Below are 23,840 nucleotides of genomic sequence, written 5' to 3'. Positions count from 1 at the left end.
GCCGAGCTTAAAGAGAAAGCGGTCAATCAGATCACCGACATGGTTCGCCTGGAGTCTGGCTCATTACACCGCGCCTACACGGAGGTCGGTTAGCCCTTTGGAGTATCTCATCACACATAGCGGGATGGGCACCGTGGCAGCGCCCCAGTACGTGATAGTTCTGACGATGCGTACCGATGCGCTGCTCATAAAGGCCTTGGAACATGCGCTAACAACTGCAGAACAAATCTACGGAGACCAGCTGGTGTACCACAGCGATCGGGGCAGTCAGTAGGTGTCATTGAAGTATTCCGCGCCTTAGCTAATTCCGGAATCCGGCCAAACATAGAAACAGCCGGCGATACTTATGACCATGCTCTAGTCGAAACAGCCAACGGTCTCTACAAAGCGGAACTCATTCACGCCCAAGACCCGTAGACGTCGCTCGCAAAAGCCGAACTGGCCACCTTGCGGAGGGCGCATTGGTGGAACACCAAGCAGCTTCTTGGAGCATTCGACTGCGCCACCCCACAAAAAGTAGAAACCAGGTACTAATTCAGCCCATCAACACAGGGTCGAAAAAAGGGAGCTAAGCCAAGGACGCTTCAGCCAACTGTTACGACAATGCAGCAATGGAGAACTTCTTCGGCCACTTAAAACCGAGATGCACCACGGAGAAGCCTCTAGCAACGTCGAGGGATTCACCCACGCTATCGAAGACTACATCCAGTGGTACAACACCGCACGCATCCAACAATGACTCAAGGGCCTGACCCCGATGCACTATCGGAATCAGGCCCTTAATCCCCTAACCGCCTGGAATTAAACCAGTCCAACAGGAGGGGCCACTTTTTATGTCTTTAGCGCAAGGTCACCTGGCGGGACTTGATGTTTTCTAGCTGCTTGCGCTCATCGGCGCTCAGCTGGGCATCATTAGAAATTTCTTCCTCCAAGGCCTTGTCCACGCGGGTGAGGTGGTCCTCATAGGAAGCGTGGTCAACCTCTGGATCCAAGTCGAAGACCGGAGCAATAAGACCGTGGGTGCGGAAGACACCGGCAAACTTGGTGCCCTCGCCCAAGTTCAGCTCGCCGCGGGCGGCGACGCGCGCCAAAGCGTTGAGGAATGCGGATTCATCGTCATTCGGGCGGACCCAACGGATGTGGGCCTTGCCGCCGCCGGCATTTGCCCAGAAGGCCGCACCGGTGATGTTCTCGCCCACCTGGTGGGACTCGATGACGGAATCATTAGCGGCGCGTAGCGACTGCGCAATCTGCGGGGTGACCTGTGCTCCCTCCGGAATCCACCATTCGAAGTCCTGGTGAACCTGCACGTCGAGGGTAGCGGAGGCATCGATAAGCTCCTCCAGCTTCGGCTCCGAACCGTCAGCCGCGGTGGATTCCAGGGTGGCGCCCGGCTCGTTATTCTTCACCCAGTTAAGGGCGAAGGCGAGGTCGCGGCCCGGGTTGTGGGTGTGGGACTGTACCTGCAGGCCCACGAAGGCATCGCCGCCAAATTCGGTGTCCCGAATAAGCGCAGCAGAAGCACCCGGCAGGACGGTGGCTACATACACGTTCTTATCGCAGCCTTTAACGTCAAGCTTGGCAAAAGCGGAGGGGACGAACTCCTGCATGGCGACCAGGGAGGCCTCCGCAGCAAGTCCGCCGTAGGGGCGGGGATCCTTTTCCAGGGCGGCGCGCTCCTTGGCGCGGGCAGCGAGCTTTGCCTGGCGGCGGGACATGCCCTCAGGCAGCTGTTCCTTGTTCTTTTTCTTCTTGGCCATGCCTCCAAGATACCTGCTTACTAGAGCTCAATGGCATGTAGGGCCACTTCGGGTTGGTTGGTAGCGAGCATATCTACCCCGTTAGCCCACGCCCACTTCATATCTTCCGGCTTGTCTACGGTCCACAGGTAGGTAGGCAATCCCTGCGCGCCGATAATTGCCGGCTGCAGCTTCGCGCGCAACAACGATACGCCAAGCGCGGTGGGCCTGGACAGCATTACATCGGGACGGTTGACGTGGCGTTCCCAATCGCGGCGAAGATAGATCCGGTCCATGTGCGGCGCCAAATTCTGCATGCGGCGGATGGCGTGGTGGGAAAAGGAAATGACGTGGATCCGGGGGTCATCGAAAAGCCCCGCATAACGCAGGCGCAGCACCGTTTGCTCCTCCAGGATGTCGCCCTGCCCGGAGGGGTGCTTAGTCTCGATATAAAGGTGGTGCGGTGTGCCCTCGAGCAGTTCCAAGAGTTCGTCGAGAAGCATCATGCGCTGGCCCGAACCGATGTCAACGCCGCGCAATTCTTCCCAATCCATCTTGGAAATGCGGCCGGGACGCCCTGCGGTGCGGTCCAACGTGGGATCGTGCTGGACCACTACTTTTCCATCGCGCGTCAAGCGCACATCGCACTCGACGCCGTGAATTGGCAAATCTAGGGCTTTTTCAAAAGCTAGAGGGGATAGCTCCGGATATTTTCCGGAGTATCCCCTATGGGCGACAATCTTCACTAGCCGAAGAACTCTTCCTTGATGTCATTCAGGGTCTTGGCAGAAGCATCGAAACGCTCCTTTTCGTGTTCACTGAGCTGCAGCTCAATCGCGCGCACGATGCCGGAGCGGTTGATGATGGCAGCGGTGCCGATGTAGAGATCCTCTACGCCGTACTCGCCCTGCAGGTAAGCAGATACTGGCAGCGCCACATCCTGGTTCTGGATGACGGCGGCGGTGATGCGGGCCAGGCCCATGCCAATGCCGAAGGAAGTGGAGCCCTTAGCGTCAATGATGGAGTAGGCGGCATCGCGGGTGTCTTCGAAAATCTTCTCGATGCGCTCTGCATACTCCGGATCCGAGTCCAGCTTCTTGGACATCGGGACACCGGCGATATTGGCGGTGGAGACGGCCGGCAGCTCGGAATCGCCGTGCTCGCCCACGATGTAGGCGTGTACGGACTTCGGTGCAACATCTTCCAGCTCGCCCAGCATGTAGCGGAAACGAGCGGAGTCCAGCACGGTGCCGGAGCCGATGACGCGCTTGTGATCCAGGCCGGAGGCCTTCCATACGGCGTAGGTCAGGATGTCCACTGGGTTGGAGGCAACCAAGAAGATGCCGTCGAAGTCATTCGCCATAACATCGGAGACGATGCTGTTCATGATCTTGACGTTCTTGCCCACCAGGTCCAGGCGGGTCTCGCCCGGCTTCTGTGCGGCACCGGCGCAGATGACGACCATATCGGCGTCTGCGCAATCGGCGTAGGTGCCCTTGGTGACGCGGGTGCGGGTGGGGGCCCAGACAACACCGTGGTTGAGGTCCATGACGTTGCCCTCTAGCTTCTTTTCATCGATATCGATGATAGCCAGGTGGTCAACGATGCTTTGGTTGATGAGAGCGAAGGCGTAAGCGACTCCCACATCGCCGGCGCCAATGAGAACTACTTTGTTTCCTACATGATTTGCCATGACCCTATTGTGCAACTTTGTGGAGATTTTTGCACGGGCTAAGTCTCACACTGAAATTCCCACCGAAATCTGGGAGAATCGGGCATTATGAAACGCGCACTCCGCCGCGCTGCACTAACCGCTCTTGGCGTAGCCGCGGATCTCACGCCCATCGTCCGTATGACCAGCCGGCAAACCTTACCGCCCAATATGTCGGCTGGAATTTTGGGTGCGGAATTAGCTACGTGGGCTGCTGTTTCGCCTTCCTTACTGCCCCGTCCGTGGTGGGTGACCGCCGCCAACGTGGCAATCGGGCAGGGCGTCGGGCATCTAGGGGCGGCGTCAACAAGCTTCGTGCTCAATAGCATTGGCAAGCGCCCGCAGGACCGCCTCGGACCTCAACATCGACAAATTGTGCACCTTGCTATTGGCGCTGGGACTGCATTTAATGCCGTGCTTTCGCTGCGCAATCAGAAAAAACAGGCGGAGTTGGTCAATAAGCAGCTCGTGCGCGGGCCCGTCACGGCGGCCATCGGCCTGGCTGCGGGCACCGCAGGCTACGGCACGCTCCTACTCATCGGGGAGGCCACGCAGCTTGCCGTCACCAAACTGTCACGCCAGCTGGGCCGCTGGGTGCCGGCGCTCATTGCGTGGCCGGTGGTTACCGCGGGACTGAGCCTCACGGCGTTTGCACTTTCTGACCGCGTGGTCTTTCGACGCTGGCTGCGCTCGCTATCGCACCAAGCGCAGCGGTTAAATAAGCAGATTTTCCCCGGCACCTCCATGCCGTGGGAGCCGGAGCGCTCCGGCAGTCCGTGGTCGCTCGAGCCGTGGTCGGCATTGGGACAACAGGGACGCCGCTTTGTCTCCAATGGCCCCCGCGCCCGCGATATCCGCACAGTGACGGGAACCGATGCAAAGGAACCGATCCGCATCTACGCCGGATACATTCCAGGGCGCTCCTTCCAACAATCCGCGGAAAAGATCCGCGCCGAACTCGAACGCACCGGTGCCTTGCGGCGAGAGACTATTGTTATCCAGATGCCCGCCGGCTCGGGATGGATCAATAACTGGGGTGCGTGCTCCTATGAGTTTTTGACCGGTGGTGATTGCGTCACCGTCACCATGCAGTACTCCTACCTGCCTTCGGTTTTTTCCTACCTCGTGGATAAGAATGCGCCAAAGCAGGCGGCCCGCGAATTGATTCGGGTCATACAAGAAGAAATAGATAAGCTGCCTAAAGAAAACCGCCCGCGGCTTTACTTCGCAGGTGAATCGCTTGGCGCCTACGCCATTATGGATAACTACCATAATGTGGAAGACCTACTTTCCGCGTGTAATGGCGCAGTTTTTTCCGGCCCCCCGCGCATGACGCACTTTACGCAGCGCCTGCGCCGGGATATTGGTTCCCTAGAACGCCTGCCCGTTATCGATGGCGGCAAGCATGTGCGCTACGCCGCGGCCCCTGACCATACGCTGCACGACGCCTTTGGCAATGACTACGCCCATACCTGGCGCCGACCCCGCATGCTCATTGCCCAGCATGCTTCCGACGCCATCGTGTGGTGGGATCTCAACCTTCTCGTGCGCAGGCCCACCTGGATTCATGAACCGCAGCCGGAAGCGCTGCACGCGGATACCTTCCGGCAGCTGCATTGGGTTCCGTTTATTACCTGGTGGCAAATTGGCTTGGACCAGATCAATTCCCTCAACGTCCCTGGCGGGCACGGACACAACTATTTTGAAGAAATGCTCTGGTATTGGGATGAGGTCTTAGGATCACAATCCCGCCAATCGCTCACGCCGAAGTTAGCCAAGAAGATTGCCCGCTTTATCCGGCGCGACGCTTAGTCGCATTTCACCCCAGTGCTGTGGTGCGGGCAGTACCCATTAGGCACCTTATATAAGTACTGCTGATGCTCATCCTCAGCCAGGTAGTACTCCCCAGAATCAGTTTCGGAGAGGAGTTTGACCTCCGTGGTGGTATCCCCGAATCCGAATTCCTTGAGTTTTTCTGCATAGGAATCCACGATGCCCTGGATTTCTGCGCGCTCTTCCTCCGTGCGTGGGTAGAAAGCAGAGCGGTATTGCGTTCCCACATCGTTGCCCTGGCGGAAGCCCTGCGTGGGATCGTGCGCTTCTAGGGCCTGTACGACAAGATCGCGCAGGCTGATGCGCTGCGGGTCATAGACCACCTCCACCGCCTCGGCATGGTTGGTTAGCCCACGGCAGACCTCGTAATACGTGGGATTCGGGGTGGTACCGCCCGCATAGCCCACCGAGGTGGATTCCACGCCTTCGGTCTCCCAAAACATCTTCTCCGCGCCCCAGAAACATCCCAACGCAATGAGAATGGAGCGCTGCCCGTCCTTCCACGGTCCGGTAATCGGCGTTCCTAGAACTGCGTGCGGGGCGGGGGCTAGGATCGGCTCGGATCGACCCGGCAGAGCCTCGTCTGCAGTCACGAGCTTGGGCTCCGGCTTAAACATCCACATGAGGTATAGCTCCTTCCTTATTCCTTCTTCCCAACGTTGTACTGCGAAAACCTATTCCGCGGCCAGTTAATATTCGCGCTAGTTCCACAATTCGAATTAATCATGGCGAAATCTTTCAACCGTGCCTATCATCGGGACACGTACCCGAAGAAAGGATTTAACAAATGGCTGTTTACGAACTTCCTGACCTCCCATACGCATTCGACGCACTGGAGCCACACATCTCCGCAGAGATCATGGAGCTCCACCACGATAAGCACCACGCAACCTACGTTGCTGGCGCTAACGCTGCACTCGAGGCACTCGAGGAAGAGCGCAACGGTGAGGCTAACCCGGATCGCATCCGCGCCCTCTCCAAGAACTTGGCATTTAACCTGGGTGGCCACACCAACCACTCCATCTTCTGGAAGAACCTGTCCCCGAACGGTGGCGGCGAGCCTACCGGCGAGCTGGCAGAGGCCATCAACCGCGACTTCGGCTCCTTTGAGAAGTTGAAGGCTCACTTCTCCGCCGCTGCTACCTCCCTGCAGGGCTCCGGCTGGGCCGTTCTGGGCTACGACCACATTGCTGGTCGCCTCATCATCGAGCAGCTGACTGACCAGCAGGGTAATACCTCCATCAACTTCACCCCTCTGCTGATGCTGGATATGTGGGAGCACGCTTTCTACCTGCAGTACAAGAACGTTAAGGCTGACTACGTTAAGGCCGTATGGAACGTCTTCAACTGGGATGACGTTGCTGAGCGTTTCGCTGCAGCCACCAAGTAACTCCTTTTAGTTACTTCGGCCGCCCCCTTCGGGGCGGCTTTTTCTATGCCCGGATAAATTCCCGGAATTGCCGCACTGGGGGAGCATCATCCCCGGCGCGCCACACCAAACCGAGCTCGCGGTACGCCGGCGGCGTAAGGGGGATCAGGCTCCCCACCTGCAGATAGGGATCATCCAACGGCAAAAGCGCCACCCCGAGTCCTGCCGCTACCAGCCCCGCAACGGTAGTAAGCTCCATCGATTCGAAGACGAGGTGGGGGCTAAAGCCAGCGTCGTCCGCGAGGGCATCGAGAAGCATGCGCGTGCCATAGCCTGGGAGCATGCCGATAAACGGTTCTGCAGCGAATTCCGCTAGTTTCACCTCCCGCCGGTTCGCTGCCCAGTGGCCTTCCGGCACCGCTAGGCCTAGTCGCTGCACCTTAATCCGGTGCCAGCCCAGGGCTGCATCAGGCCGAGGGCCCACGAGGGCAAGGTCGGATTCGCCGTTTTCCACCCTGCTCACCAGCTCCTGCGCCGCGCCTTGATGGAGGCGAATATCCACGTGCGGGTGCTGCGCGCGATAGCTCTTGAGCAAGTCCGGAACCAGCCAGGTGCCCAGCGAGTGCATGAAATCTAGGCGCACGGTGCCGCGCTCTGGATCCATGAGGCGAGCAACATCGTCCCGCCCTACTTGGTAGGCGCGGAGCATTTCCCGCCCGGCCGCAGCAAAGGCCCTCCCGCGCGAGTTCACGTGCAGGGTGCGCCCAGTGCGCTCGAAAAGACGGGCGCCAAGACTAGCTTCTACGCGCTGTACGCGGCGGGTCAGCGCGGATTGGGAGATCCCCAGTTCATCGGCCGCAGCACCCACGCGGCCATGATCCACCACGGCGAGGAAGCCGCGAACATCCTCCACATTCATGCATACTCCGCATCGATTAGTGTAATTTTCCACATTTTACACATGCAGCACGGCCGGGCAGGCTAAATGATATGACTCGAACGCGGCGCGCTACGGTAGCCATGCTCCTGGTGGGCTTGGCTATATTCTCCAGCCTGTATTCCACCCAAGCCATCCTTCCCACGCTGGTACGGAACATGGGCCTTTCTTCCACCGAGGCGGCCATGACCGTATCGGCCGCCACAGGCGCGCTGGCCCTATGCGTGGTGCCCGCATCGATCCTCTCCGAGCGCTTCGGCCGCGGACGTATCCTGCTCATTTCGGCCGTTGCCGCGACCGGCGTGGGACTCATTGTTCCCCTCGCCCAGGAGGGATGGCAGCTCATCGTGGTACGCGGCCTGCAGGGTGCGCTGCTGTCCGGCGCCCCCGCCACGGCAATGGCATGGCTTTCTGAAGAGCTCGATGACAAAGCCCTGCCGCGAGCCATGGGCCTATACATTGCAGGCACCTCCGTCGGTGGCCTTACCGGCCGCCTCATCCCCACCGGACTGGTGGAGATTTCCACGTGGCGCTGGGCGCTCTTCGGCTCGGCACTGGTCTCACTCGCCTTTGCCATTACGTCGTGGCTGCTGCTTCCTACCCAACGCAATTTCCGGCCTAAATCCATCCATCTCAAGACCGAAAGCAGGGCACTCTTTGGTCATTGGGCCAACCGGGATTTGGCCTTGCTCTTTCTCACCGCATTCCTGTCCATGGGCACGTTTGTCTCCATGTATAACTTCTTAACCTTCCGGCTCATCGATGATTTTGGCTTGGCCCCTTCGCTCGCCGGCTTGGCTTTCCTCTTCTACCTTTCTGGCACCTGGTCCTCGGCTCGGGCTGGAGCGCTAGTGGCCCGAATCGGCCACGGAAAAACCCTGTGCGGCTCGGCCGCACTTTTTACTGTGGGCATCGCGTTGTGTGCCGGTAACCTTCCGCTGACGCTTCTCGGCATGATCGCCTTCACCGTGGGCTTTTTCGCCGTGCACTCCACCGCCTCCGGGTGGGTGGGCCAGATTGCCACCCACGACCGCGCAGAGGCTTCCTCGATGTACGTGTTCTGCTATTACTTTGGCTCTTCTGTGGTGGGCGCATGTGCCGGCCTGCTTTTCGACGCCCTATCGTGGCCCCTCTTCATCGCCTTCTTCACCGCCGTAGCCCTCGCCCTTACCGCGCTGACTTGGACCAAGATTAAAACCGACTAAAATCGGTTTTATGCCTGAGAATAAGTGGTCGGCGCGGACATGGCACCGCAAGGCCTCCCGTCCCGTATCCCTGTGGATGATGGTCTTCATCCTCGTGGGTGCAACGCATACCTTGGTTCCGAACTACCGGTGGGTGCTCATCCACCTATTCACCCTCGGACTGGTGAGCAATAGCATCATCGTGTGGTCCCAGCACCTCACGGAGAAATTCACCCAACAGCGCCTCCCCGAATCCACTCGACCTACCCAATTGGCCCGCATCTATGGCCTCAATGCCGGAATCATCCTCGCGTTAATCGGCCAAATCCTCATGGAGTTCTGGTCCCAACACTGGATCGTCACCCAGATGGGCGCCACGCTCATTGCGCTGATGATGCTCTGGCATGCGGCATCGCTCTTCCGGCAATGGCGCGGTGCCAAAGATAAGCGCTTCCGCCCCGTGGTGGGCGCTTATGTTCTTTCCGCTCTGTGCCTGCCGGTGGGTGCCATCTTTGGCGGCCTGCTGGCCGTCTCCCCCGGCCAGCCCACGCTACTGCTCGCCCATATCGCCGCCAATATCGGCGGATTCATCGGCTTGGCCGCGGCCGGCTCTCTCACTATCCTTTTTCCCTCCATCTGGCGCACCCAAGGTATTAATCGCCACATGCACTCCTCCTTTGCGCTGCTCGCCGTCGGTGTGGTTGCCACCATCGTGGGCGCTTTCCTCGGCTTCCCTGAGTTGGGCCTTATCGCCTACTGCTGCGGTTGGGCGCTGAACTTGCAGCAGTGGCTCGCCAATGTACTGACGGTGGCTAAGGACCCGCGCGATCGCATCACCTTTGCCTCGGTCTCCGTGCTCATGGCCTCGTTATGGCTGGTGCTGTCTTTGGTGTACTACACGGTGCAGCATTTCTTTATACCCGAGCCGGCGCTGCCCACCCTCGCCTTGCTGGTGGGGTTTGCCGGTCAACTACTCATCGGCGTGATGAGCTACCTCTTGCCCAGCACCATGGGTGGCGGCCCCGCTGCCGTCCGGGCGGGCTTGCAGCAACTGGACAAACTCGGCCTCCTGCGCGCCACCCTCGTCAACGGTGGGCTGCTCATCTGGATCGGCACCGATATTTCCCTACTTAAGGTGGTCGCCTCCCTCTTGTGCATCCTGCCCCTGGCGGTCTACCCCGTGCTCATCGCCCGGGCGGTCAAGGCCCAGAAGCAGGTCCTGATGAAGAAGGCGGAGGGCCCGGATCCGAAGCCGGGGCCAGAATGGAACCAGGTCTATGCAGGCATAGCGATTCTCGCGGTCATCTACGCCCTATTTACAGCGCTGTAGTACCCGGCGCGCCGGCGTCCATCCACTCGCGGACCGCGCGGGTGGCTTGGACGTCGCCGGAGTTATAGTCCAGCAAGCGCTGCCGCGCCACGAGGTCACCAGCTAGCGCCTCGCGGCGCGCGTTCACGGATTCCTCGCCGTCGAAGTCTTCTTCTGGCCAGGTAAAACCCGCTTCCGGGGCGACTACCTTCAGGCCTAGGCCAAAGGGGCCGGCGAAGGATCGTTTGACGTGGGCGAACATATCCACCCACTCCGGTGAAGAGATAAACTCTTCTACCTCCTGCTCATCCACCTCGCGGAAGCGCTGCGCGGACATGCGCATCCAATGGTTCTCGCCGTGGGCCGAGTAGCAATATGCAGCAAAGGTTTTGCCCTCCGCATGGGCCTTAGCACGCACATCCATCAACCAGCGCCAGAACGCCGCAAAGTTTTCCGCCTCGGCGCGCCCGCCCAACGGCTCCCACGTAACGAACGGAACGTAGTTGCCGTCGTGCCAGGCTCCCCATAGGTACGCGCCTTGGTCCAGGTAGGCTTCCATATCCACGTCTACCTCGACGTCCGCGCGCGGAGCGTGCACGTCGCCGCGGCGCAGCAACACTTCCCCGGCGCGCCAGGCAGCAGCAAGGCGGGAGGGCTCGCCTAGGTCGGCGTCGATAAGCGCCTGCACGGTAGTAATCCCGCGCTCGCGGTAAGGCTTAGCGCGGTCGCCGGATAGGAAAAGCGAAATATCATCCGCCGCCACCAGCTCTTGCTCGCACAAAGACCAAAAGCGGCAGCTCGCACACTCCTTGACCCGCACCGGGGCGGTAGGAAGCGGCTGATTCCAGGCGCGTTCCAGATCAAACTTGGCTGTTTCCGTAAAAAATGCCCGGGTGCGGTCCTGGCCGATGGCCCCGCCCCGGCCGGAATCGAGTCCGAGATCCTGCAAAGCACGGGCGGCAAACGCTAAGCGGTAACCATCTACCGAGTGGTGGCGCAGTTTATACGGCGCCTCGAGCGGCTCGCTCAAACCCAAGCGGTGGGTGGGCACCGCCAGCGTCGTCTTGGTGTCATTCTTGCGGGCCACACGGTGATTGGACACGATAATTGGGGTGTACTTATCACCTTCGCGCAGCAGCAAATCCACGCGCACCATCCACTCCGCGGTGGCGAAGACCGCGTTGGTGATGTGCGTATACCCGGAAGCTAAGGCCTCAAGGGTGCGCATGGAGCGCTCCCACTCATCGCCTTCCAGATCGATGCGGCGGAACCGGCCAGAGCCCTTGCGGGGAAACATCTCCATGACGGCCTCCACTGCGGCCGCGTGGCGTTCCGCCCGGGCAATCGAGGCATGGGTACGCGGCATCTCGGGGTGCGCGCGCCGCTGTACTAAGCGGTAGCGGCACCCCACAAGGTCCGAAGCAACAACCACATCCTCCACACCGGGTGAGCTTAATAGAACGGCAAGGTAAAGTTGAATCCAGACTCGATCAAACGTGAGGGAAATTTAATGAGCATTCTGAAGAAAGTTAAAAAGGCCCGCCAAGAAGCACGCGCACAGGCAAAGGCCGCCAAGACCCGCGCCAAGGCAGAGGTAAAGGCACAGTCTAAGGACCGCCGCCGCCAGCAAAAGCTCCTGGCCAAGCAGGAAAAGCACCTCATTAAGTCGGAGGAAAAGGGCCTCAAGAAGCGCCGCAAGCACGAGGAGAAGATGGCCAAGAATGAGCTAGCCAAGCTCAAGGCCGGCCGCTTTAACTCCGATAACGTCAAGCGCTACGCCGGTGCGCTGCGCACCGCCGCGCCCCTGCTGCTGCCGCTCCTCTACCGCGGCTACGTGGGCCTGAAGACCGAAGGCGAAAAGCGCAAGGCCGCTAAGGCGGGCGTGAGCTCGGATCAGATGGCTTCCTTCTCCGGCTACGGTGCGCCGCTCAAGGCCCGCACCGCCGGCATCCGCAACTCCCTCGATAACACGGACGTTCCGGCCGGCTTCAAGCGCGATGTGCGTGACCGCCTACAAGAAGTAGACTCCGCCATCGATAATGCCGAGTTCATGACCGAGCAGCAGCGCCGCCGCGCTCACAAGACCATTAGCTCGGAAATTGACTCCATTACTGCGGAAATCCAGCAGCGCCTGGCCCAGTAAAAGAGCTACACGCCGCCACCGCCCCCTATTTGGTGGTGGCGTTTATTTATTTTCTATAAAGATCCGGGATTTTTCGGGAAAAGTATTTTCGGCCAGAAAAAGTTGCTGATAATCTTCTAACCGCCCTACCCCTTTAACACCGTTTATGCTCTCTGTGCTTGGTGTGCAGTTTTTAAAATTGGAGGAAATATGTCCCGCCGTGAAGTGACCCAATTTTACGACGACTTGGACCACACCCTAATCCCTGAAGACCAACTAGAAGTCGTTCGCTTCAGCGTAAACGGTCAAAATTACCTTATCGATCTCTCCACGGATAACGCGCGGCATTTCCATAATCTGCTCGCCCCCTACGTGGACGCCGCCCGCATTGCCCCCGCCCTCGATGCCCAGCGGGCCAACCCCAGCCAAATCCGCGAATGGGCCCGCACCCAAGGCCTGCCAGTGGCGCACCGCGGAAAAATCCCGCAGGACGTTATCGAGGCGTATAACGCCGCTAATTAAAGCACGCCCTGCTCGCGTGCTGCCGCCACAGCGGAGGTGCGCGAGCGCACGCCCAATTTGTCATAAATGTGCACAAGGTGAGACTTTACCGTGGCCTCAGACAGCATGAGGTCTTGGCCAATCTGTCGGTTCGACGCCCCCGCTGCTACCAGCTGCAAGACCTCGAGCTCACGCGGCGTGAGCGAGGTGCGTGGCGTACGCACGCGAGTCATCAGCCTATCGGCCACGATGGGAGATAGCGCCGAATCACCCTCCGCAGTCGAGCGCACTGCGGACAGCAGCTCGTGCGGTGGTGCATCCTTGAGCAAATAGCCCACGGCACCGGCTTCGATAGCGCCGAGGATATCCGCATCAGTGTCATAGTTGGTAACCACGAGGACCTTGGGCGGGGTGGCCATCGCGGAGCGAATCTGCGCGGTTGCCTCCGCTCCGCCCATAACACGGGTCCCTTCCACACCCGCGCCGAAGCGCAGGTCCATCAAAATGACATCGATGCCGCCCGCCTGCGCTGCCGACACCGCAGCTTCGGCCGTAGCGACCTCCCCTACGACGTCGATATCCTCTGCGCCCTCAAGCACGGAGCGCAGACCCAGGCGGACGATTTCGTGGTCATCTGCCAATAGGACCCGAATCACGACATTCCTCCTATCGATGTCATTGTCAACCAAAAGTTTAATCTACCCGGTTGCCTAAGGGCATACTAACTGACACGGCAGTGCCCTCCCCCGGCGCGGATTCAATAATGACCTCCCCGCCTAGCTCTTGTGCGCGGCGCCTAATTGCGGCCAGCCCAATATGCCCCAGTCCAGCCGGGGTACTTTCCACCGCGGCCGGATCAAAGCCCTTGCCGTTGTCCACCACATCCAGGCGCACCTCATCGCCCTCATAGGTCACCGTGATCCGGGCGCGGCTTGCCTCTGCATGCTTGACGACGTTCCCCACAGCGCCCTGCGCAATCCGCAGCAGCGCCGCCTCTACCTTCATGGGCAGCTGCTGTACCTCTCCTTCGGATTCCACCTCGACGTGGATATCTCCGGTAGCGCCGAAATTTTCCGCCATACGGGTCAACGCGGCCTCAAGGGATGCCTCATTGAGCGTCGGCGGCTGCAGGGCAGCAATCATGGCGCGCGCCTCGTGCAAATTATCCGCGGCCGTCCTGCGGGCCAGCTCGATGCGCTCTCGCGCCTTGTCCGCGTCCTGCTTATCCAGATCCCGGTCCGCCGAATGCAGGAGCATTTGAATGGAAGACAGACCCTGGGCAAGGGTGTCATGAATCTCGTGCGCAATGCGCTGACGCTCGGCCACCATGCCGGCATCGCGCTCCGTGGCTGCCAGCTGCGAGCGAGTTTCAATCAACTCTTTATTCATCCGCGACAGCGTCCGGAAGGCGTAGGTGATCGCTATCGTCACCAGCGCTGAGACCGCCGGCCCCATGACACCGCCGAAGGTCAGACCCTGCGGAATCTGCACCACCACGGTGATGATCGAGGCAACGATGACGCACGCGATGCCCGCCGCCATGTCCAGCACCGTGAGGTACAAAAAGAACATCGCGAAAACCAAATAGATTGCCGCTGGGGCCACGAACAGATCCGCCACCCACAGCACCGAGAGGATGCACAGCCACAGGTAGCGCACCGGCCTTGCCCAATATTCCCCGTATACCGAGCCAGCGAAATACACGGCCGCAAAGCCCACCAAAAGCAACAGGTTGATGATCGCTTGCGAAAGCGGCATTCGCGCGGAGGTAAAAATGCCTACCACCAGCAGGCCAGCAGTCAGGATATGGATGCCGGTGCGCAACGCATCGGTATCCCGGTCTATTGTGGGGCTCATGCGCAAAAGCCTACTTCCCCTACTCGCCCTAGCCACCTTTGGGATCGCCGGCTGCAATTCATCCGCACCCACCCCTGCACCAACAACTACGGTCACTCCGGAGGCTTCGGAGGCACCGGAAGTTAATGTCGCCCAAACCGCGGAAGTCAATGACTGGAGCGATTGCCCCTACATCGGCCCCGGCTGGCTCGAAGAAACCAACGGCCAGCGCCTGACCAAGCAGGGCATCGACACGCGCTTTCCCACCCCGGCCTGCGTCTTTTGGTCCTACCAGGACGAGCCACAGGCCACCGTCATCGTGCGCGATATGCCCACGGTCGATGACGCCCGCGCCGCAGTGGATTGGGCCGCGCCTATCGACGCCACCGAACCCGCCTCCTTCGACGGCTGGGAAGGCGGCCGGGGCGTGGTCAATGAGCATGCCGTGTACGCGGTGCAAAAGGACACGCACGCGGTGCTGGTGTGGAGCAACCAGCAACAAACCGTGAAGTCGGAGCAGATCGCCCACGAAGCGATCGCCAACTTGGGACTTTAAACCGCGACGTCGTTATACGGCATCATCGGCGACAGCCACGGGAATACAACCTCCATTAGGAGGAAGAAGACTCCCACCGCAATAGCAATGGCCAAGATGACCTTCACCGGTGTGGGCCCCGGCAAGAGATTCCACAAAGCGCGATACATTATTTCTCCTCTTTTTCTACTTCCATAGCGTGCACAATCATGCGCTCCGCGTTGGAAAACTGCGGGTGACACGTGGTCAAGGTCAAGATCTCGCGGCTCGGTTCGGCGTCCGACTCTGGCACGGGGTTGGTCACCGAGACGTCGCCAGGCGTCGTAATATGCCGGCCAGCTACGTGCGAATACTCCGGCGGAATTCCATTGAAACAGTCCGCCTGCTCGCCATCGATGGGCAATACGCGATAGGTAATTCGCTCCTTCTGCGTCTCCACCACGATGTCATCGCAGGTCTCTAGCTTGCCCAAGTCATTAAAGGGAGCTCCCTTGCCCACGCGGTGGCCCGCAACCGCAAAATTGCCCATCTCTCCCGGCATCTGGGAATCCAGGTAGCGCCCCGGGCCGCGCAGCAGATCATCTTCATTGGTGCCCTCAATGATGGCGAAGCGGTAGTCAGAACCGAACGTGGGAATATAAAGCTGCGCGAACGCCTCACCCAACTCCGGCTCCAACTTCTGCCGCGGATTGCGCCATTGCTCGTCGAGGTGGGCGCTCGCCTCCTCCTGCAGCTGGCCGGATTCTACATTTGTCCAATAGGCTTCATAGAATGCAAAGAGTAAAAGAACCACGCCAATGGTTAGCATGAGTTCCCCTAGAACTTTAGTCATGCCTTAAACCATACTGCCCATGAAAGGTTGAGCATGTACGAAGTCTTCATGTACCCAGTTTCCGGAATCATGAAATTCTGGCACTGGCTCATCAGCAGCTTCGTCGGTGAATCTACGGCCTGGCTGATTTCCATCATCCTGCTGGTTATCACCGTGCGCGGCGTCGTTGTTCCCTTGAACTGGATATCCGTACGCTCCGCCCGCATCGGCGCACTCATCCGCCCGGAGAATAACCGCATCAAAAAGCAGATGAATAACGCCACCACCACCGAGGAAATGGCGGAGCTCATGCAAGAGGAAAAGAACCTCATGAAGAGCTATAACTACAACCCCGCAGCTGGTTGTGTTCCCCCGCTCATCATGATTCCGGCCTTCATCGGCCTCTATCAAGTGCTCCTGCGCATGTCCAATATTGAGCGCGGCTCCACCACCGTGGGCATGTTGAATGCCTCCGACGTCTCGGCCTTCCGCGAAACCACCTTTTACGGCGCTCCGCTGACGGATTTCGCCCGCGAGCACGGCGACCTCATCAATCCCATCCTCATTGCCGCCATCGCCTTTACCATGGCTAATTCCGTCATTTCCCTCGTGCGCAGTTTCCGCACCACTCAATTTGATCAGAAGGTCAACCGCCGCGTCTTCATTCTCATGGGCTTTTTGCTCCTGGTGATCCCATTCTTCCTATGGCACCTGGCCCAAACCGGACCTATCCCGGTGGCCATCATTCTTTACTGGGGCTGCGCCTATCTCTTCATGCTGATCCAAACCGCTATCTTTGAGATCATTTTGCACCGCGACTACCCGCTTACTGAGGATGTCCACGCTATGCGCCGCGAAAGCATTCGCCGCTGGCGCAAGCGCGAAAAAGAACCCGCCCTCTCCAAGGAGGAGAAGAAGCGGGTCAGCCAGCTACGTATGGAGGCCCGAAAGTACCTTAAATCGAATAATCAGCAGGGGGAGCAGAAAGCATCTGAGTAGCCAGGTCGCGGGCCGTCTGCAGCGGCCCAATCTCCTTGGTGAGGCGAGCACCCGCACGGCCGCCATCCAAGAAAATCAACAGCTGGCTCGCCTGCGAGGACGATGGGTAACCATTGCGCTCGGTTAGCAAGGCCGTCAGGGTGGAATGCACCCATTTGCGGTGTTCAACGCAGGCAGCCACGATACCGTGTTCCGCCTCGGTTTCTGGGCGCGGATACTCTCCGGCCGCATTCAAGAAGTGGGAGCCGCGGAATTCCTGCTGGGGTTCTTCTTCGATCGCCTTATCAAAAAAGGCCAGGATCTTTTGATCCGGATCCGACATCTCCGCGGTACGCTGTTCCCAATCTTGGCGGAACTTCTCGTCCAAAGCTTCTACATAAGCGATAACGAGCGCGTCTTTGGAACCAAATAAAGAGTACAAAGAAGCTTTAGCCACATCCGCCTCGCGCAGGATGCGGTCAATTCCGATGACACGAATGCCTTCGGTGGTAAAAAGCTTGGTCGCCGATTCCAGCAGCCGGCTGCGCGGGCTGGGCCGATTACGGCGCGACTTCTTCTCTGCCATGGGTTCCTCTCTAAAACGACAAAGCCGGTTCATCTATACTTTATAGACAAACCGGTTTGTACGCGAATTAAATTCGGGCTACTTCTTGATGAGCCCCACGATCCACAACAGGATACAAGCACCACCCGTAGCGGCAATCAAGGAGAAGATCCATCCACCTTCCTCAATGTTCAGGAAGTGGATAATCATGCCACCGATGATGCCACCCAGCACACCAACAATAAGGTTGGTCAGCAGGCCGTGGTCGCGCTTCATAATCTTCTCTGCCAGCCAGCCGGCAATGATACCGATGATAATCGAGCTAAAAAGCCCCAGTCCCAAATTCATGCAATCCTCCTAAATTAGCGGTCATACCTTAGCGTACACGAGCGCACACTACCTAAGGCGGCCCCACACAACAAGAGCGCTCCGCCCTTGTGGGCGAAGCGCTCTATGAACAGCAGCTTTTAGCTTTCCTCATCCGGACGGACAACCATCATCGGGCACGGTGCGGACTGCAACAGTGCGCGAGAGGTCGAGCCCAAGAGCATACCTTTAAAGCCGCCACGACCGTGCGAACCTACAACCAAAAGCTGCGCGCCTTCTGCAGCCTCGGTCAAAGCGCTCACTGGACGGTCACGGGTAATGAGCTTCTTTACCTCAACCTCTGGGTATTCCTCACGCGGCTCCTTCAGATTCTCAGTCAGAAGCTCGCTCTGCTCCTTTTCAATATCAGCCCACTCGGACTGGGCGGCCGACAGACCCGCCAAGGAAGCCTGCACCTGCATATCCATCCAAGTATGCACGGCGATCAAAGCAGCACCGCGGGCCTGTGCCTCACGGAACGCATAAGCCGTGGCCTTCTGCGAAACCTCAGAACCATCCACGCCAACAACGACAGGGCCGTACTTGGTGGAGTCCGTGACATGATTATCCTCGCGAACGACGACGACCGGGCAAGAGGCGTGGGACACAACCGAAGCGGAGACAGAACCCATCACCATGCCGGACAGGCCACCCATGCCGCGGGAGCCCATGACGATCATGGTGACATCGTGCGACATTTCTAGCAGCATGTCGATCGGGGAGCCCTCGGCCACAGTGTGACCAATCTTCAGCTCTGGGGCTACCTCATGAGCGATGGCGCGAGCTTCCTCGATCTTCTCGAGGGTCTCGGCCTGCAAGTCGTCGAAAAGCTCCTTAGGCGGAACCATGCCTTCTGCGTACAGGAACTGTGGCATGGTGTAGCTAGATGCGATTCGCAGTGGAATCCCGCGCTTCATAGCCGTATTTGCGGCCCAACGAACTGCATTCTTCGATGCATCCGAACCGTCAACGGCAACGACTACAATGTCTTCCTTAGCCATGATGTGTCCTTTCGGTGGTTATACCTTAATTGTAGTACGGATTAGGCTTGAGGGTTGACGGTTGCAGCCTCGGAATTCGACGGGAACATAACGGTGTACACAAACTCCAGGACGGTGCGAATTACGGCACCAATACCTTCAGAGAAAAAGGCAACAACCGGTTCAATGAGAGAATTAAAATCCATGGACAAAACATTAATACATCGCCGAAAAGGTTTCACGCCTTTGCCGATTAAAGACGGCTTGAATCCAACCCGCGTGCGCACTTCCGAGGCAGGCATAACGGCCTGGGATTTTCTTAGTGCAGTAATTTCGGCACAACGCCATCGACACCCCGACGACGACGCCTCGGCGCTCCAGGCGCGCTTCGACTCTGGCGAGGTTGTCCTACGCAATCAGACCAGGCTTCGGCCGGACTCAATATTAGGCAACGACGAGGACGTCTTTTTCTACCGCATTCCGGCACCCGAAACACCGGTACCTTACGACGTCCCCATTCTCTTCGAGGATGAACATATCCTCGTCGCCGATAAGCCGCCGTTTATGGCAACCATGCCACGCGCACGCCACATCGTACAGACAGCTACAGTCCAGCTCCGACGAATGACAGGAAACGACGAGCTCGCACCGGCGCACCGCCTAGACAGACTTACCTCCGGAATTTTGCTATTCACCAAACACCGGGATGTTCGCGGCGCCTACCAAACGCTGTTTGCGGAAAAGAAGGTACAGAAGACCTATCAGGCGATCGCCGAATACCGCCGCTTTCCGGCGCCCCTCCAGTGGGCCTCCCACCTCACCAAGACCCCCGGCGAAATCCAAGGCCGCATAGGCGATGGCACCCCCAACGCATTTACTACTCTGACTGCAGTAGAACTAATAGATAACGCCCCGTATGAAAAGATCCACGGAGAACTGCCACAATTAGGCAAATACACACTCAAACCCACCACGGGCAAGACCCATCAATTGCGTCTCCACATGTGGCAGGCTGGAATACCCATCCTGGGTGATCCTGTCTATCCAGAAATCTATCCCGAGGATGCTGAGGATATGCGGATCCCTATGCATCTCACCGCAACCCACATCGAATTTACTGACCCCCTCAGCGGGAAGTACCGGGAGTTCGAGTCCGCCCTTCCTCTCTATACGCACCGCTTAATAGATCAAACATAGCCGACACACTGTGTAGTCCATGAAACTGTCACGTGGCGAAAAAGTATAGCCAAAGCCGGCGCCCTTTACGAGTAGATAAGGGAAAATCACCGAGCCATTCCTAGTCCGTAGATCCCCAGCAACAAACACAGTTGGGTGCGGAAAGACTCTCAATCGCTCGTCCTGAAGTGTTCTCCTGGGGCGCCTAATGCCGATAAACTTCAGCTACGACGAATGGTGGCGGTGTGCAGCTCGCTACGTGTTCCGTCATGTGATGCTTGCTCCCGTAAAACGTGAAAGAAGGGAAGAGGACGGTGGGTGTTCCGTCCTCTTCCCTTTGAATATTGAGTTGTTGTGTTGTTTGGTGTCGGCGGTGACTTACTCTCCCACAACCTCCCGGTTGCAGTACCATCAGCGTGTGCAGGCTTAGCTTCCGGGTTCGGAATGGGACCGGGCGTTTCCCTGCAGCTATTGACCACCGACAAACATACGAAGCAAAAATACCCTTTTTGGGTGCCCTTTTGCTCTGGGTGTTGTGTCAGATACTGCATAGTGGACGCGGTCACGACAGTGACTGTTTCTTCTTCTCTTGTTGTTTTGCCAGTACACGTAGTGTGTTGGTGTTTGTTGTGGTCAATTAGTACCAGTAGCCTTCACACCTTACAGTGCTTCCAGGTCTGGCCTATCTACCCTATCGTCTTTAGGGGACCTTAACGAAACCTCATCTTAAAACAGGCTTCCCGCTTAGATGCTTTCAGCGGTTATCCCTTCCGTACGTAGCCAACCAGCGATACCCCTGGCGGGATAACTGGCACACTAGAGGTACGTCCGTCCCGGTCCTCTCGTACTAGGGACAGCTTTCTTCAAGTTTCAACGCGCGCGGCGGATAGAGACCGAACTGTCTCACGACGTTCTGAACCCAGCTCGCGTGCCGCTTTAATGGGCGAACAGCCCAACCCTTGGGACCTACTCCAGCCCCAGGATGCGACGAGCCGACATCGAGGTGCCAAACCATCCCGTCGATATGGACTCTTGGGGAAGATCAGCCTGTTATCCCCGGGGTACCTTTTATCCGTTGAGCGACACCACATCCACAAGTAGGTGCCGGATCACTAGTCCCGACTTTCGTCCCTGCTCGACATGTCTGTCTCACAGTCAAGCTCCCTTGTGCACTTACACTCACCACCTGATTGCCAACCAGGCTGAGGGAACCTTTGGGCGCCTCCGTTACATTTTGGGAGGCAACCGCCCCAGTTAAACTACCCACCAGGCACTGTCCCCAACCCAGATCATGGGCCAAGGTTAGATGCTCAATCCGATCAGAGTGGTATTTCAACAACGACTCCACCACCACTAGCGTGATAGCTTCCAAGTCTCCCACCTATCCTACACAAACCGAACCAAACACCAATACCAAGCTATAGTGAAGGTCCCGGGGTCTTTTCGTCCTGCCGCGCGTAACGAGCATCTTTACTCGTAGTGCAATTTCACCGGGCCTGTGGTTGAGACAGCAGAGAAGTCGTTACGCCATTCGTGCAGGTCGGAACTTACCCGACAAGGAATTTCGCTACCTTAGGATGGTTATAGTTACCACCGCCGTTTACTGGGGCTTAAATTCTCAGCTTCGCCAACAAAGTTGACTAACCGGTCCTCTTAACCTTCCAGCACCGGGCAGGCGTCAGTCCATATACATCAACTTAACGTCTTCGCATGGACCTGTGTTTTTGATAAACAGTCGCTTCCCTCTATTCTCTGCGACCCCACAACGCTTCCAGCCGTAAAGACCTTCACGTCGTGAGGCCCCCCTTCTCCCGAAGTTACGGGGGCATTTTGCCGAATTCCTTAACCACAGTTCACCCGAACGCCTTAGTATTTTCAACCTGACTACCTGTGTCGGTTTAGGGTACGGGCCATACACACACATCGCTAGAGGCTTTTCTCGACAGTACAGGATCACCACCATCAACCCTTGTGGGTCTACGCATCACGTCTCAACCAAATGTGTGGCGGATTTACCTACCACACGATCTGCACGCTTACACCACCAATCCAATAAGTGGCGTGGCTACCTCACTGCGTCACCCCATCACTTGAACCACACATCAGGCCCCACGACATCAACACCACCAATCTTCAAAGAAGACTAGCAGTGCATCCGCGGTGGTTAGTATCAGTGCTTTATCATGGGCGCGCATGTACGGGTACCAGAATATCAACTGGTTATCCATCGACTACGCCTGTCGGCCTCGCCTTAGGTCCCGACTCACCCTGGGAAGACGAACTTGACCCAGGAACCCTTAGTCATCCGGCGGATAGGATTCTCACCTATCAATTCGTTACTCATGCCTGCATTCTCACTCGCACACAGTCCACGCCTCCTTACGGTAACGCTTCAACCCATGCACGACGCTCCCCTACCCAAACAAAAAATGTTTGCCGCGGCTTCGGCGGTGTACTTGAGCCCCACTACATTGTCGGCGCAGAACCACTCGACCAGTGAGCTATTACGCACTCTTTCAAGGATGGCTGCTTCTAAGCCAACCTCCTGGCTGTCTTCGCGATCCCACATCCTTTTCCACTTAGTACACCCTTAGGGGCCTTAACCGGCGATCTGGGCTGTTTCCCTCTCGACTATGAAGCTTATCCCCCACAGTCTCACTGCCGTACAACACAATTAGTGGCATTCGGAGTTTGGCTGACATTGCTAAGATTGTAGTCCCGCTCAACCAACCAGTCGCTCTACCTCCACCAAGCTATAATACGACGCTGCACCTAAATGCATTTCGGGGAGAACCAGCTATCACGGAGTTTGATTGGCCTTTCACCCCTACCCACAGCTCATCCCCGCAGTTTTCAACCTACGTGGGTTCGCGCCTCCACAACCTCTTACAGCTGCTTCACACTGGCCATGGGTAGATCACCCCGCTTCGGGTCCAGGACATGCCACTTTGCACCCCATTAGGATTCGGTTTCCCTACGGCTACCCCACACGGGTTAACCTCGCGACATGCCGCTGACTCGCAGGCTCATTCTTCAAAAGGCACGCCATCACACACACACACGGTGCTCTGACGGATTGTAAGCACATGGTTTCAGGAACTATTTCACTCCCCTCCCGGGGTACTTTTCACCATTCCCTCACGGTACTCATACACTATCGGTCACACTGAGTATTTAGGCTTACCGGGTGGTCCCGGCAGATTCACAGCAGATTCCACGAGCCCGCTGCTACTCGGGCAACCCAACAACCCACATGCCATTGTCTTCAACTACAGGACTCTCACCTTCTCCGGCAGGCCATTCCAAACCACTTCACCTAACAACAACACACGAGCACGATGATGGTAGTCACCGTCAATTGGGGCCCACAACACCGCACACACAACCCCTACCAGGTATCACATGCACACGGTTTAGCCTCATCCACGTTCGTTCGCCACTACTAGCAGAATCATTATTATTTTCTCCTCCTACGGGTACTGAGATGTTTCACTTCCCCGCGTAAACCCCCACAACAGCTATGAATTCACTGAAGGGTAACCCCACATAACCAGGGCCAGGTTTCCCCATTCGGACATCCTCGGATCAACGCTCAATTGACAACTCCCCGAGGCTTAACGCAGCCTTTCACGTCCTTCATCGGCTCAGCATGCCAAGGCATCCACCATGCGCCCTTAATAACGAACACACAAACCACCACACACAAACATGCGGGTGGCCACACAAGTGAACTTGACAAAAAATTGATTAAAGAAAAAAGAAATCACACAAACACACACAAACAAACCACACGGCCCATTCATCTGTGTTTAATGCTCGCGTCCACTATACAGTTCTCACACAACACCCCAACCACACCCTGCCAACACGAACCGTGTCAACAAGCCT

At 57.8% G+C, this 23,840-nt stretch carries 23 protein-coding genes, 2 rRNA genes and 2 pseudogenes; 11 read left to right on the top strand and 16 right to left on the bottom strand.

What is annotated here, in order from left to right; translation table 11 throughout:
- Window positions 1–70 precede the first annotated feature (70 nt).
- Window positions 71–572 (top strand): annotated as a pseudogene (locus BJ985_RS11750) (transposase domain-containing protein); the annotation flags it as partial.
- Window positions 573–590: 18 nt separating this feature from the next.
- A pseudogene (locus BJ985_RS08140) lies at window positions 591–739 on the top strand (IS3 family transposase); the annotation flags it as partial.
- Between the two features lie 100 nt (window positions 740–839).
- On the opposite strand, the gene BJ985_RS08135 reads toward BJ985_RS08140, so the two are convergent.
- From BJ985_RS08135 to BJ985_RS08125, 3 genes are read right to left on the bottom strand one after another with little or no spacing between them, the layout of a single operon-like run.
- A complete protein-coding gene (locus BJ985_RS08135) occupies window positions 840–1,760 on the bottom strand; it encodes a DUF5926 family protein (protein WP_179387160.1) in 921 nt (306 codons plus the stop codon).
- A gap of 20 nt (window positions 1,761–1,780) precedes the next feature.
- Window positions 1,781–2,485 (bottom strand): glycerophosphodiester phosphodiesterase family protein, encoded by a 705-nt coding sequence (locus BJ985_RS08130; RefSeq protein WP_005325366.1) that lies wholly within the window; start codon window positions 2,483–2,485, stop codon window positions 1,781–1,783.
- On the bottom strand, window positions 2,485–3,432 hold the full coding sequence (locus BJ985_RS08125; protein WP_179387159.1) for an L-lactate dehydrogenase: 948 nt from the start codon (window positions 3,430–3,432) through the stop codon (window positions 2,485–2,487). The genes BJ985_RS08130 and BJ985_RS08125 overlap by 1 nt, the downstream gene beginning before the upstream one ends.
- A gap of 87 nt (window positions 3,433–3,519) precedes the next feature.
- On the opposite strand from BJ985_RS08125, the gene BJ985_RS08120 reads away from it, so the two are divergent.
- Window positions 3,520–5,262, top strand: coding sequence for an alpha/beta-hydrolase family protein (locus tag BJ985_RS08120; RefSeq protein ID WP_179387158.1), 1,743 nt, complete (start codon window positions 3,520–3,522; stop codon window positions 5,260–5,262).
- Here the strand turns inward: BJ985_RS08120 and msrA are convergent.
- Entirely contained in the window at window positions 5,259–5,906 is a 648-nt protein-coding gene (gene msrA, locus BJ985_RS08115) for a peptide-methionine (S)-S-oxide reductase MsrA (RefSeq protein WP_179387157.1), read from the bottom strand. The two genes, BJ985_RS08120 and msrA, sit on opposite strands and share 4 nt — an antisense overlap.
- A 164-nt stretch (window positions 5,907–6,070) precedes the next feature.
- Here msrA and BJ985_RS08110 point away from each other — a divergent pair, with 164 nt between their 5' ends.
- Window positions 6,071–6,673: a superoxide dismutase gene (locus BJ985_RS08110; RefSeq protein ID WP_179387156.1), complete on the top strand. Its 603-nt coding sequence runs from the start codon at window positions 6,071–6,073 to the stop codon at window positions 6,671–6,673.
- Between the two features lie 43 nt (window positions 6,674–6,716).
- Here the strand turns inward: BJ985_RS08110 and BJ985_RS08105 are convergent, their stop codons facing one another.
- Window positions 6,717–7,571 carry a LysR family transcriptional regulator gene (locus BJ985_RS08105; RefSeq protein ID WP_179387155.1) on the bottom strand — a complete coding sequence of 285 codons (855 nt, stop codon included), beginning with the start codon at window positions 7,569–7,571 and terminating at the stop codon, window positions 6,717–6,719.
- A gap of 71 nt (window positions 7,572–7,642) precedes the next feature.
- On the opposite strand from BJ985_RS08105, the gene BJ985_RS08100 reads away from it, so the two are divergent.
- Window positions 7,643–8,794, top strand: a complete 1,152-nt coding sequence (locus tag BJ985_RS08100; RefSeq protein WP_179387154.1) for an MFS transporter — start codon at window positions 7,643–7,645, stop codon at window positions 8,792–8,794.
- Between the two features lie 10 nt (window positions 8,795–8,804).
- Window positions 8,805–10,103, top strand: a complete 1,299-nt coding sequence (locus tag BJ985_RS08095) for a copper oxidase (protein WP_236587130.1) — start codon at window positions 8,805–8,807, stop codon at window positions 10,101–10,103.
- Here the strand turns inward: BJ985_RS08095 and BJ985_RS08090 are convergent.
- A complete protein-coding gene (locus BJ985_RS08090) occupies window positions 10,090–11,523 on the bottom strand; it encodes a TM0106 family RecB-like putative nuclease (RefSeq protein WP_179387153.1) in 1,434 nt (477 codons plus the stop codon). The two genes, BJ985_RS08095 and BJ985_RS08090, sit on opposite strands and share 14 nt — an antisense overlap.
- A gap of 69 nt (window positions 11,524–11,592) precedes the next feature.
- Between BJ985_RS08090 and BJ985_RS08085 the strand changes: the two genes are divergently transcribed.
- Together BJ985_RS08085 and BJ985_RS08080 are read left to right on the top strand one after the other, a co-directional pair.
- Window positions 11,593–12,225: a DUF6474 family protein gene (locus BJ985_RS08085; RefSeq protein WP_005325356.1), complete on the top strand. Its 633-nt coding sequence runs from the start codon at window positions 11,593–11,595 to the stop codon at window positions 12,223–12,225.
- A 189-nt stretch (window positions 12,226–12,414) separates the two neighbouring features.
- The gene (locus BJ985_RS08080; protein WP_005325354.1) at window positions 12,415–12,726 is read left to right on the top strand and encodes a histone-like nucleoid-structuring protein Lsr2; all 312 of its coding nucleotides are present in this window, start codon (window positions 12,415–12,417) and stop codon (window positions 12,724–12,726) included.
- Here the strand turns inward: BJ985_RS08080 and BJ985_RS08075 are convergent.
- Window positions 12,723–13,361 carry a LuxR C-terminal-related transcriptional regulator gene (locus BJ985_RS08075; RefSeq protein WP_040425341.1) on the bottom strand — a complete coding sequence of 213 codons (639 nt, stop codon included), beginning with the start codon at window positions 13,359–13,361 and terminating at the stop codon, window positions 12,723–12,725. The two genes, BJ985_RS08080 and BJ985_RS08075, sit on opposite strands and share 4 nt — an antisense overlap.
- 37 nt (window positions 13,362–13,398) lie before the next feature.
- Window positions 13,399–14,562: a sensor histidine kinase gene (locus BJ985_RS08070; RefSeq protein ID WP_179387152.1), complete on the bottom strand. Its 1,164-nt coding sequence runs from the start codon at window positions 14,560–14,562 to the stop codon at window positions 13,399–13,401.
- Between BJ985_RS08070 and BJ985_RS08065 the strand changes: the two genes are divergently transcribed.
- A complete protein-coding gene (locus BJ985_RS08065; protein ID WP_179387151.1) occupies window positions 14,561–15,097 on the top strand; it encodes a DUF2020 domain-containing protein in 537 nt (178 codons plus the stop codon). The genes BJ985_RS08070 and BJ985_RS08065 overlap by 2 nt on opposite strands.
- Here the strand turns inward: BJ985_RS08065 and BJ985_RS08060 are convergent.
- Entirely contained in the window at window positions 15,094–15,246 is a 153-nt protein-coding gene (locus BJ985_RS08060) for a hypothetical protein (protein ID WP_049377502.1), read from the bottom strand. The genes BJ985_RS08065 and BJ985_RS08060 overlap by 4 nt on opposite strands.
- On the bottom strand, window positions 15,246–15,908 hold the full coding sequence (locus tag BJ985_RS08055; protein ID WP_005327018.1) for a class E sortase: 663 nt from the start codon (window positions 15,906–15,908) through the stop codon (window positions 15,246–15,248). Before BJ985_RS08055 ends, BJ985_RS08060 begins: the two co-directional genes overlap by 1 nt.
- A gap of 33 nt (window positions 15,909–15,941) precedes the next feature.
- Here BJ985_RS08055 and yidC point away from each other — a divergent pair, with 33 nt between their 5' ends.
- A complete protein-coding gene (yidC, locus tag BJ985_RS08050; protein ID WP_005325343.1) occupies window positions 15,942–16,886 on the top strand; it encodes a membrane protein insertase YidC in 945 nt (314 codons plus the stop codon).
- Here the strand turns inward: yidC and BJ985_RS08045 are convergent.
- The 4 genes from BJ985_RS08045 to BJ985_RS08030 all read right to left on the bottom strand — a co-directional run bounded on the left by BJ985_RS08045 (window position 16,843) and on the right by BJ985_RS08030 (window position 18,982).
- Window positions 16,843–17,451 (bottom strand): TetR/AcrR family transcriptional regulator, encoded by a 609-nt coding sequence (locus tag BJ985_RS08045; protein ID WP_179387150.1) that lies wholly within the window; start codon window positions 17,449–17,451, stop codon window positions 16,843–16,845. The two genes, yidC and BJ985_RS08045, sit on opposite strands and share 44 nt — an antisense overlap.
- Window positions 17,452–17,529: 78 nt before the next feature.
- A complete protein-coding gene (locus tag BJ985_RS08040) occupies window positions 17,530–17,778 on the bottom strand; it encodes a GlsB/YeaQ/YmgE family stress response membrane protein (RefSeq protein ID WP_179387149.1) in 249 nt (82 codons plus the stop codon).
- A gap of 119 nt (window positions 17,779–17,897) precedes the next feature.
- A complete protein-coding gene (locus BJ985_RS08035; RefSeq protein WP_179387148.1) occupies window positions 17,898–18,797 on the bottom strand; it encodes a universal stress protein in 900 nt (299 codons plus the stop codon).
- A 41-nt stretch (window positions 18,798–18,838) separates the two neighbouring features.
- On the bottom strand, window positions 18,839–18,982 hold the full coding sequence (locus BJ985_RS08030; protein ID WP_005325337.1) for a hypothetical protein: 144 nt from the start codon (window positions 18,980–18,982) through the stop codon (window positions 18,839–18,841).
- Here BJ985_RS08030 and BJ985_RS08025 point away from each other — a divergent pair.
- Window positions 18,963–19,973: a pseudouridine synthase gene (locus BJ985_RS08025; RefSeq protein WP_373366769.1), complete on the top strand. Its 1,011-nt coding sequence runs from the start codon at window positions 18,963–18,965 to the stop codon at window positions 19,971–19,973. The genes BJ985_RS08030 and BJ985_RS08025 overlap by 20 nt on opposite strands.
- A 344-nt stretch (window positions 19,974–20,317) precedes the next feature.
- On the opposite strand, the gene rrf is transcribed toward BJ985_RS08025, so the two are convergent.
- Together rrf and BJ985_RS08015 are read right to left on the bottom strand one after the other, a co-directional pair.
- Window positions 20,318–20,435 (bottom strand): 5S ribosomal RNA (rrf, locus tag BJ985_RS08020).
- A gap of 135 nt (window positions 20,436–20,570) precedes the next feature.
- Window positions 20,571–23,640 (bottom strand): 23S ribosomal RNA (locus BJ985_RS08015).
- Between the last annotated feature and the right edge of the window lie 200 nt (window positions 23,641–23,840).

This window comes from Corynebacterium tuberculostearicum (assembly GCF_013408445.1).
Classification (GTDB): domain Bacteria; phylum Actinomycetota; class Actinomycetes; order Mycobacteriales; family Mycobacteriaceae; genus Corynebacterium; species Corynebacterium tuberculostearicum.
The sequence above is the reverse complement of the archived record's forward strand: the minus strand, read 5'-3'. Positions and strand labels throughout refer to the sequence as shown.

Excerpts from the sequence above, each read along its gene's own strand:
- BJ985_RS08120 (WP_179387158.1), top strand. The coding sequence starts at position 3,520 with ATGAAACGCGCACTCCGCCGCGCTGCACTAACCGCTCTTGGCGTAGCC.
- BJ985_RS08055 (WP_005327018.1), bottom strand. The coding sequence starts at position 15,908 with ATGACTAAAGTTCTAGGGGAACTCATGCTAACCATTGGCGTGGTTCTT.
- yidC (WP_005325343.1), top strand. The coding sequence starts at position 15,942 with ATGTACGAAGTCTTCATGTACCCAGTTTCCGGAATCATGAAATTCTGG.
- BJ985_RS08070 (WP_179387152.1), bottom strand. The coding sequence starts at position 14,562 with ATGAGCCCCACAATAGACCGGGATACCGATGCGTTGCGCACCGGCATC.
- BJ985_RS08035 (WP_179387148.1), bottom strand. The coding sequence starts at position 18,797 with ATGGCTAAGGAAGACATTGTAGTCGTTGCCGTTGACGGTTCGGATGCA.
- msrA (WP_179387157.1), bottom strand. The coding sequence starts at position 5,906 with ATGTGGATGTTTAAGCCGGAGCCCAAGCTCGTGACTGCAGACGAGGCT.
- BJ985_RS08065 (WP_179387151.1), top strand. The coding sequence starts at position 14,561 with ATGCGCAAAAGCCTACTTCCCCTACTCGCCCTAGCCACCTTTGGGATC.
- BJ985_RS08040 (WP_179387149.1), bottom strand. The coding sequence starts at position 17,778 with ATGAATTTGGGACTGGGGCTTTTTAGCTCGATTATCATCGGTATCATT.
- BJ985_RS08085 (WP_005325356.1), top strand. The coding sequence starts at position 11,593 with ATGAGCATTCTGAAGAAAGTTAAAAAGGCCCGCCAAGAAGCACGCGCA.
- BJ985_RS08135 (WP_179387160.1), bottom strand. The coding sequence starts at position 1,760 with ATGGCCAAGAAGAAAAAGAACAAGGAACAGCTGCCTGAGGGCATGTCC.
- BJ985_RS08125 (WP_179387159.1), bottom strand. The coding sequence starts at position 3,432 with ATGGCAAATCATGTAGGAAACAAAGTAGTTCTCATTGGCGCCGGCGAT.
- BJ985_RS08095 (WP_236587130.1), top strand. The coding sequence starts at position 8,805 with ATGCCTGAGAATAAGTGGTCGGCGCGGACATGGCACCGCAAGGCCTCC.
- BJ985_RS08105 (WP_179387155.1), bottom strand. The coding sequence starts at position 7,571 with ATGAATGTGGAGGATGTTCGCGGCTTCCTCGCCGTGGTGGATCATGGC.
- BJ985_RS08030 (WP_005325337.1), bottom strand. The coding sequence starts at position 18,982 with ATGGATTTTAATTCTCTCATTGAACCGGTTGTTGCCTTTTTCTCTGAA.
- BJ985_RS08060 (WP_049377502.1), bottom strand. The coding sequence starts at position 15,246 with ATGTATCGCGCTTTGTGGAATCTCTTGCCGGGGCCCACACCGGTGAAG.
- BJ985_RS08100 (WP_179387154.1), top strand. The coding sequence starts at position 7,643 with ATGACTCGAACGCGGCGCGCTACGGTAGCCATGCTCCTGGTGGGCTTG.
- BJ985_RS08025 (WP_373366769.1), top strand. The coding sequence starts at position 18,963 with ATGAGAGAATTAAAATCCATGGACAAAACATTAATACATCGCCGAAAA.
- BJ985_RS08080 (WP_005325354.1), top strand. The coding sequence starts at position 12,415 with ATGTCCCGCCGTGAAGTGACCCAATTTTACGACGACTTGGACCACACC.
- BJ985_RS08045 (WP_179387150.1), bottom strand. The coding sequence starts at position 17,451 with ATGGCAGAGAAGAAGTCGCGCCGTAATCGGCCCAGCCCGCGCAGCCGG.
- BJ985_RS08110 (WP_179387156.1), top strand. The coding sequence starts at position 6,071 with ATGGCTGTTTACGAACTTCCTGACCTCCCATACGCATTCGACGCACTG.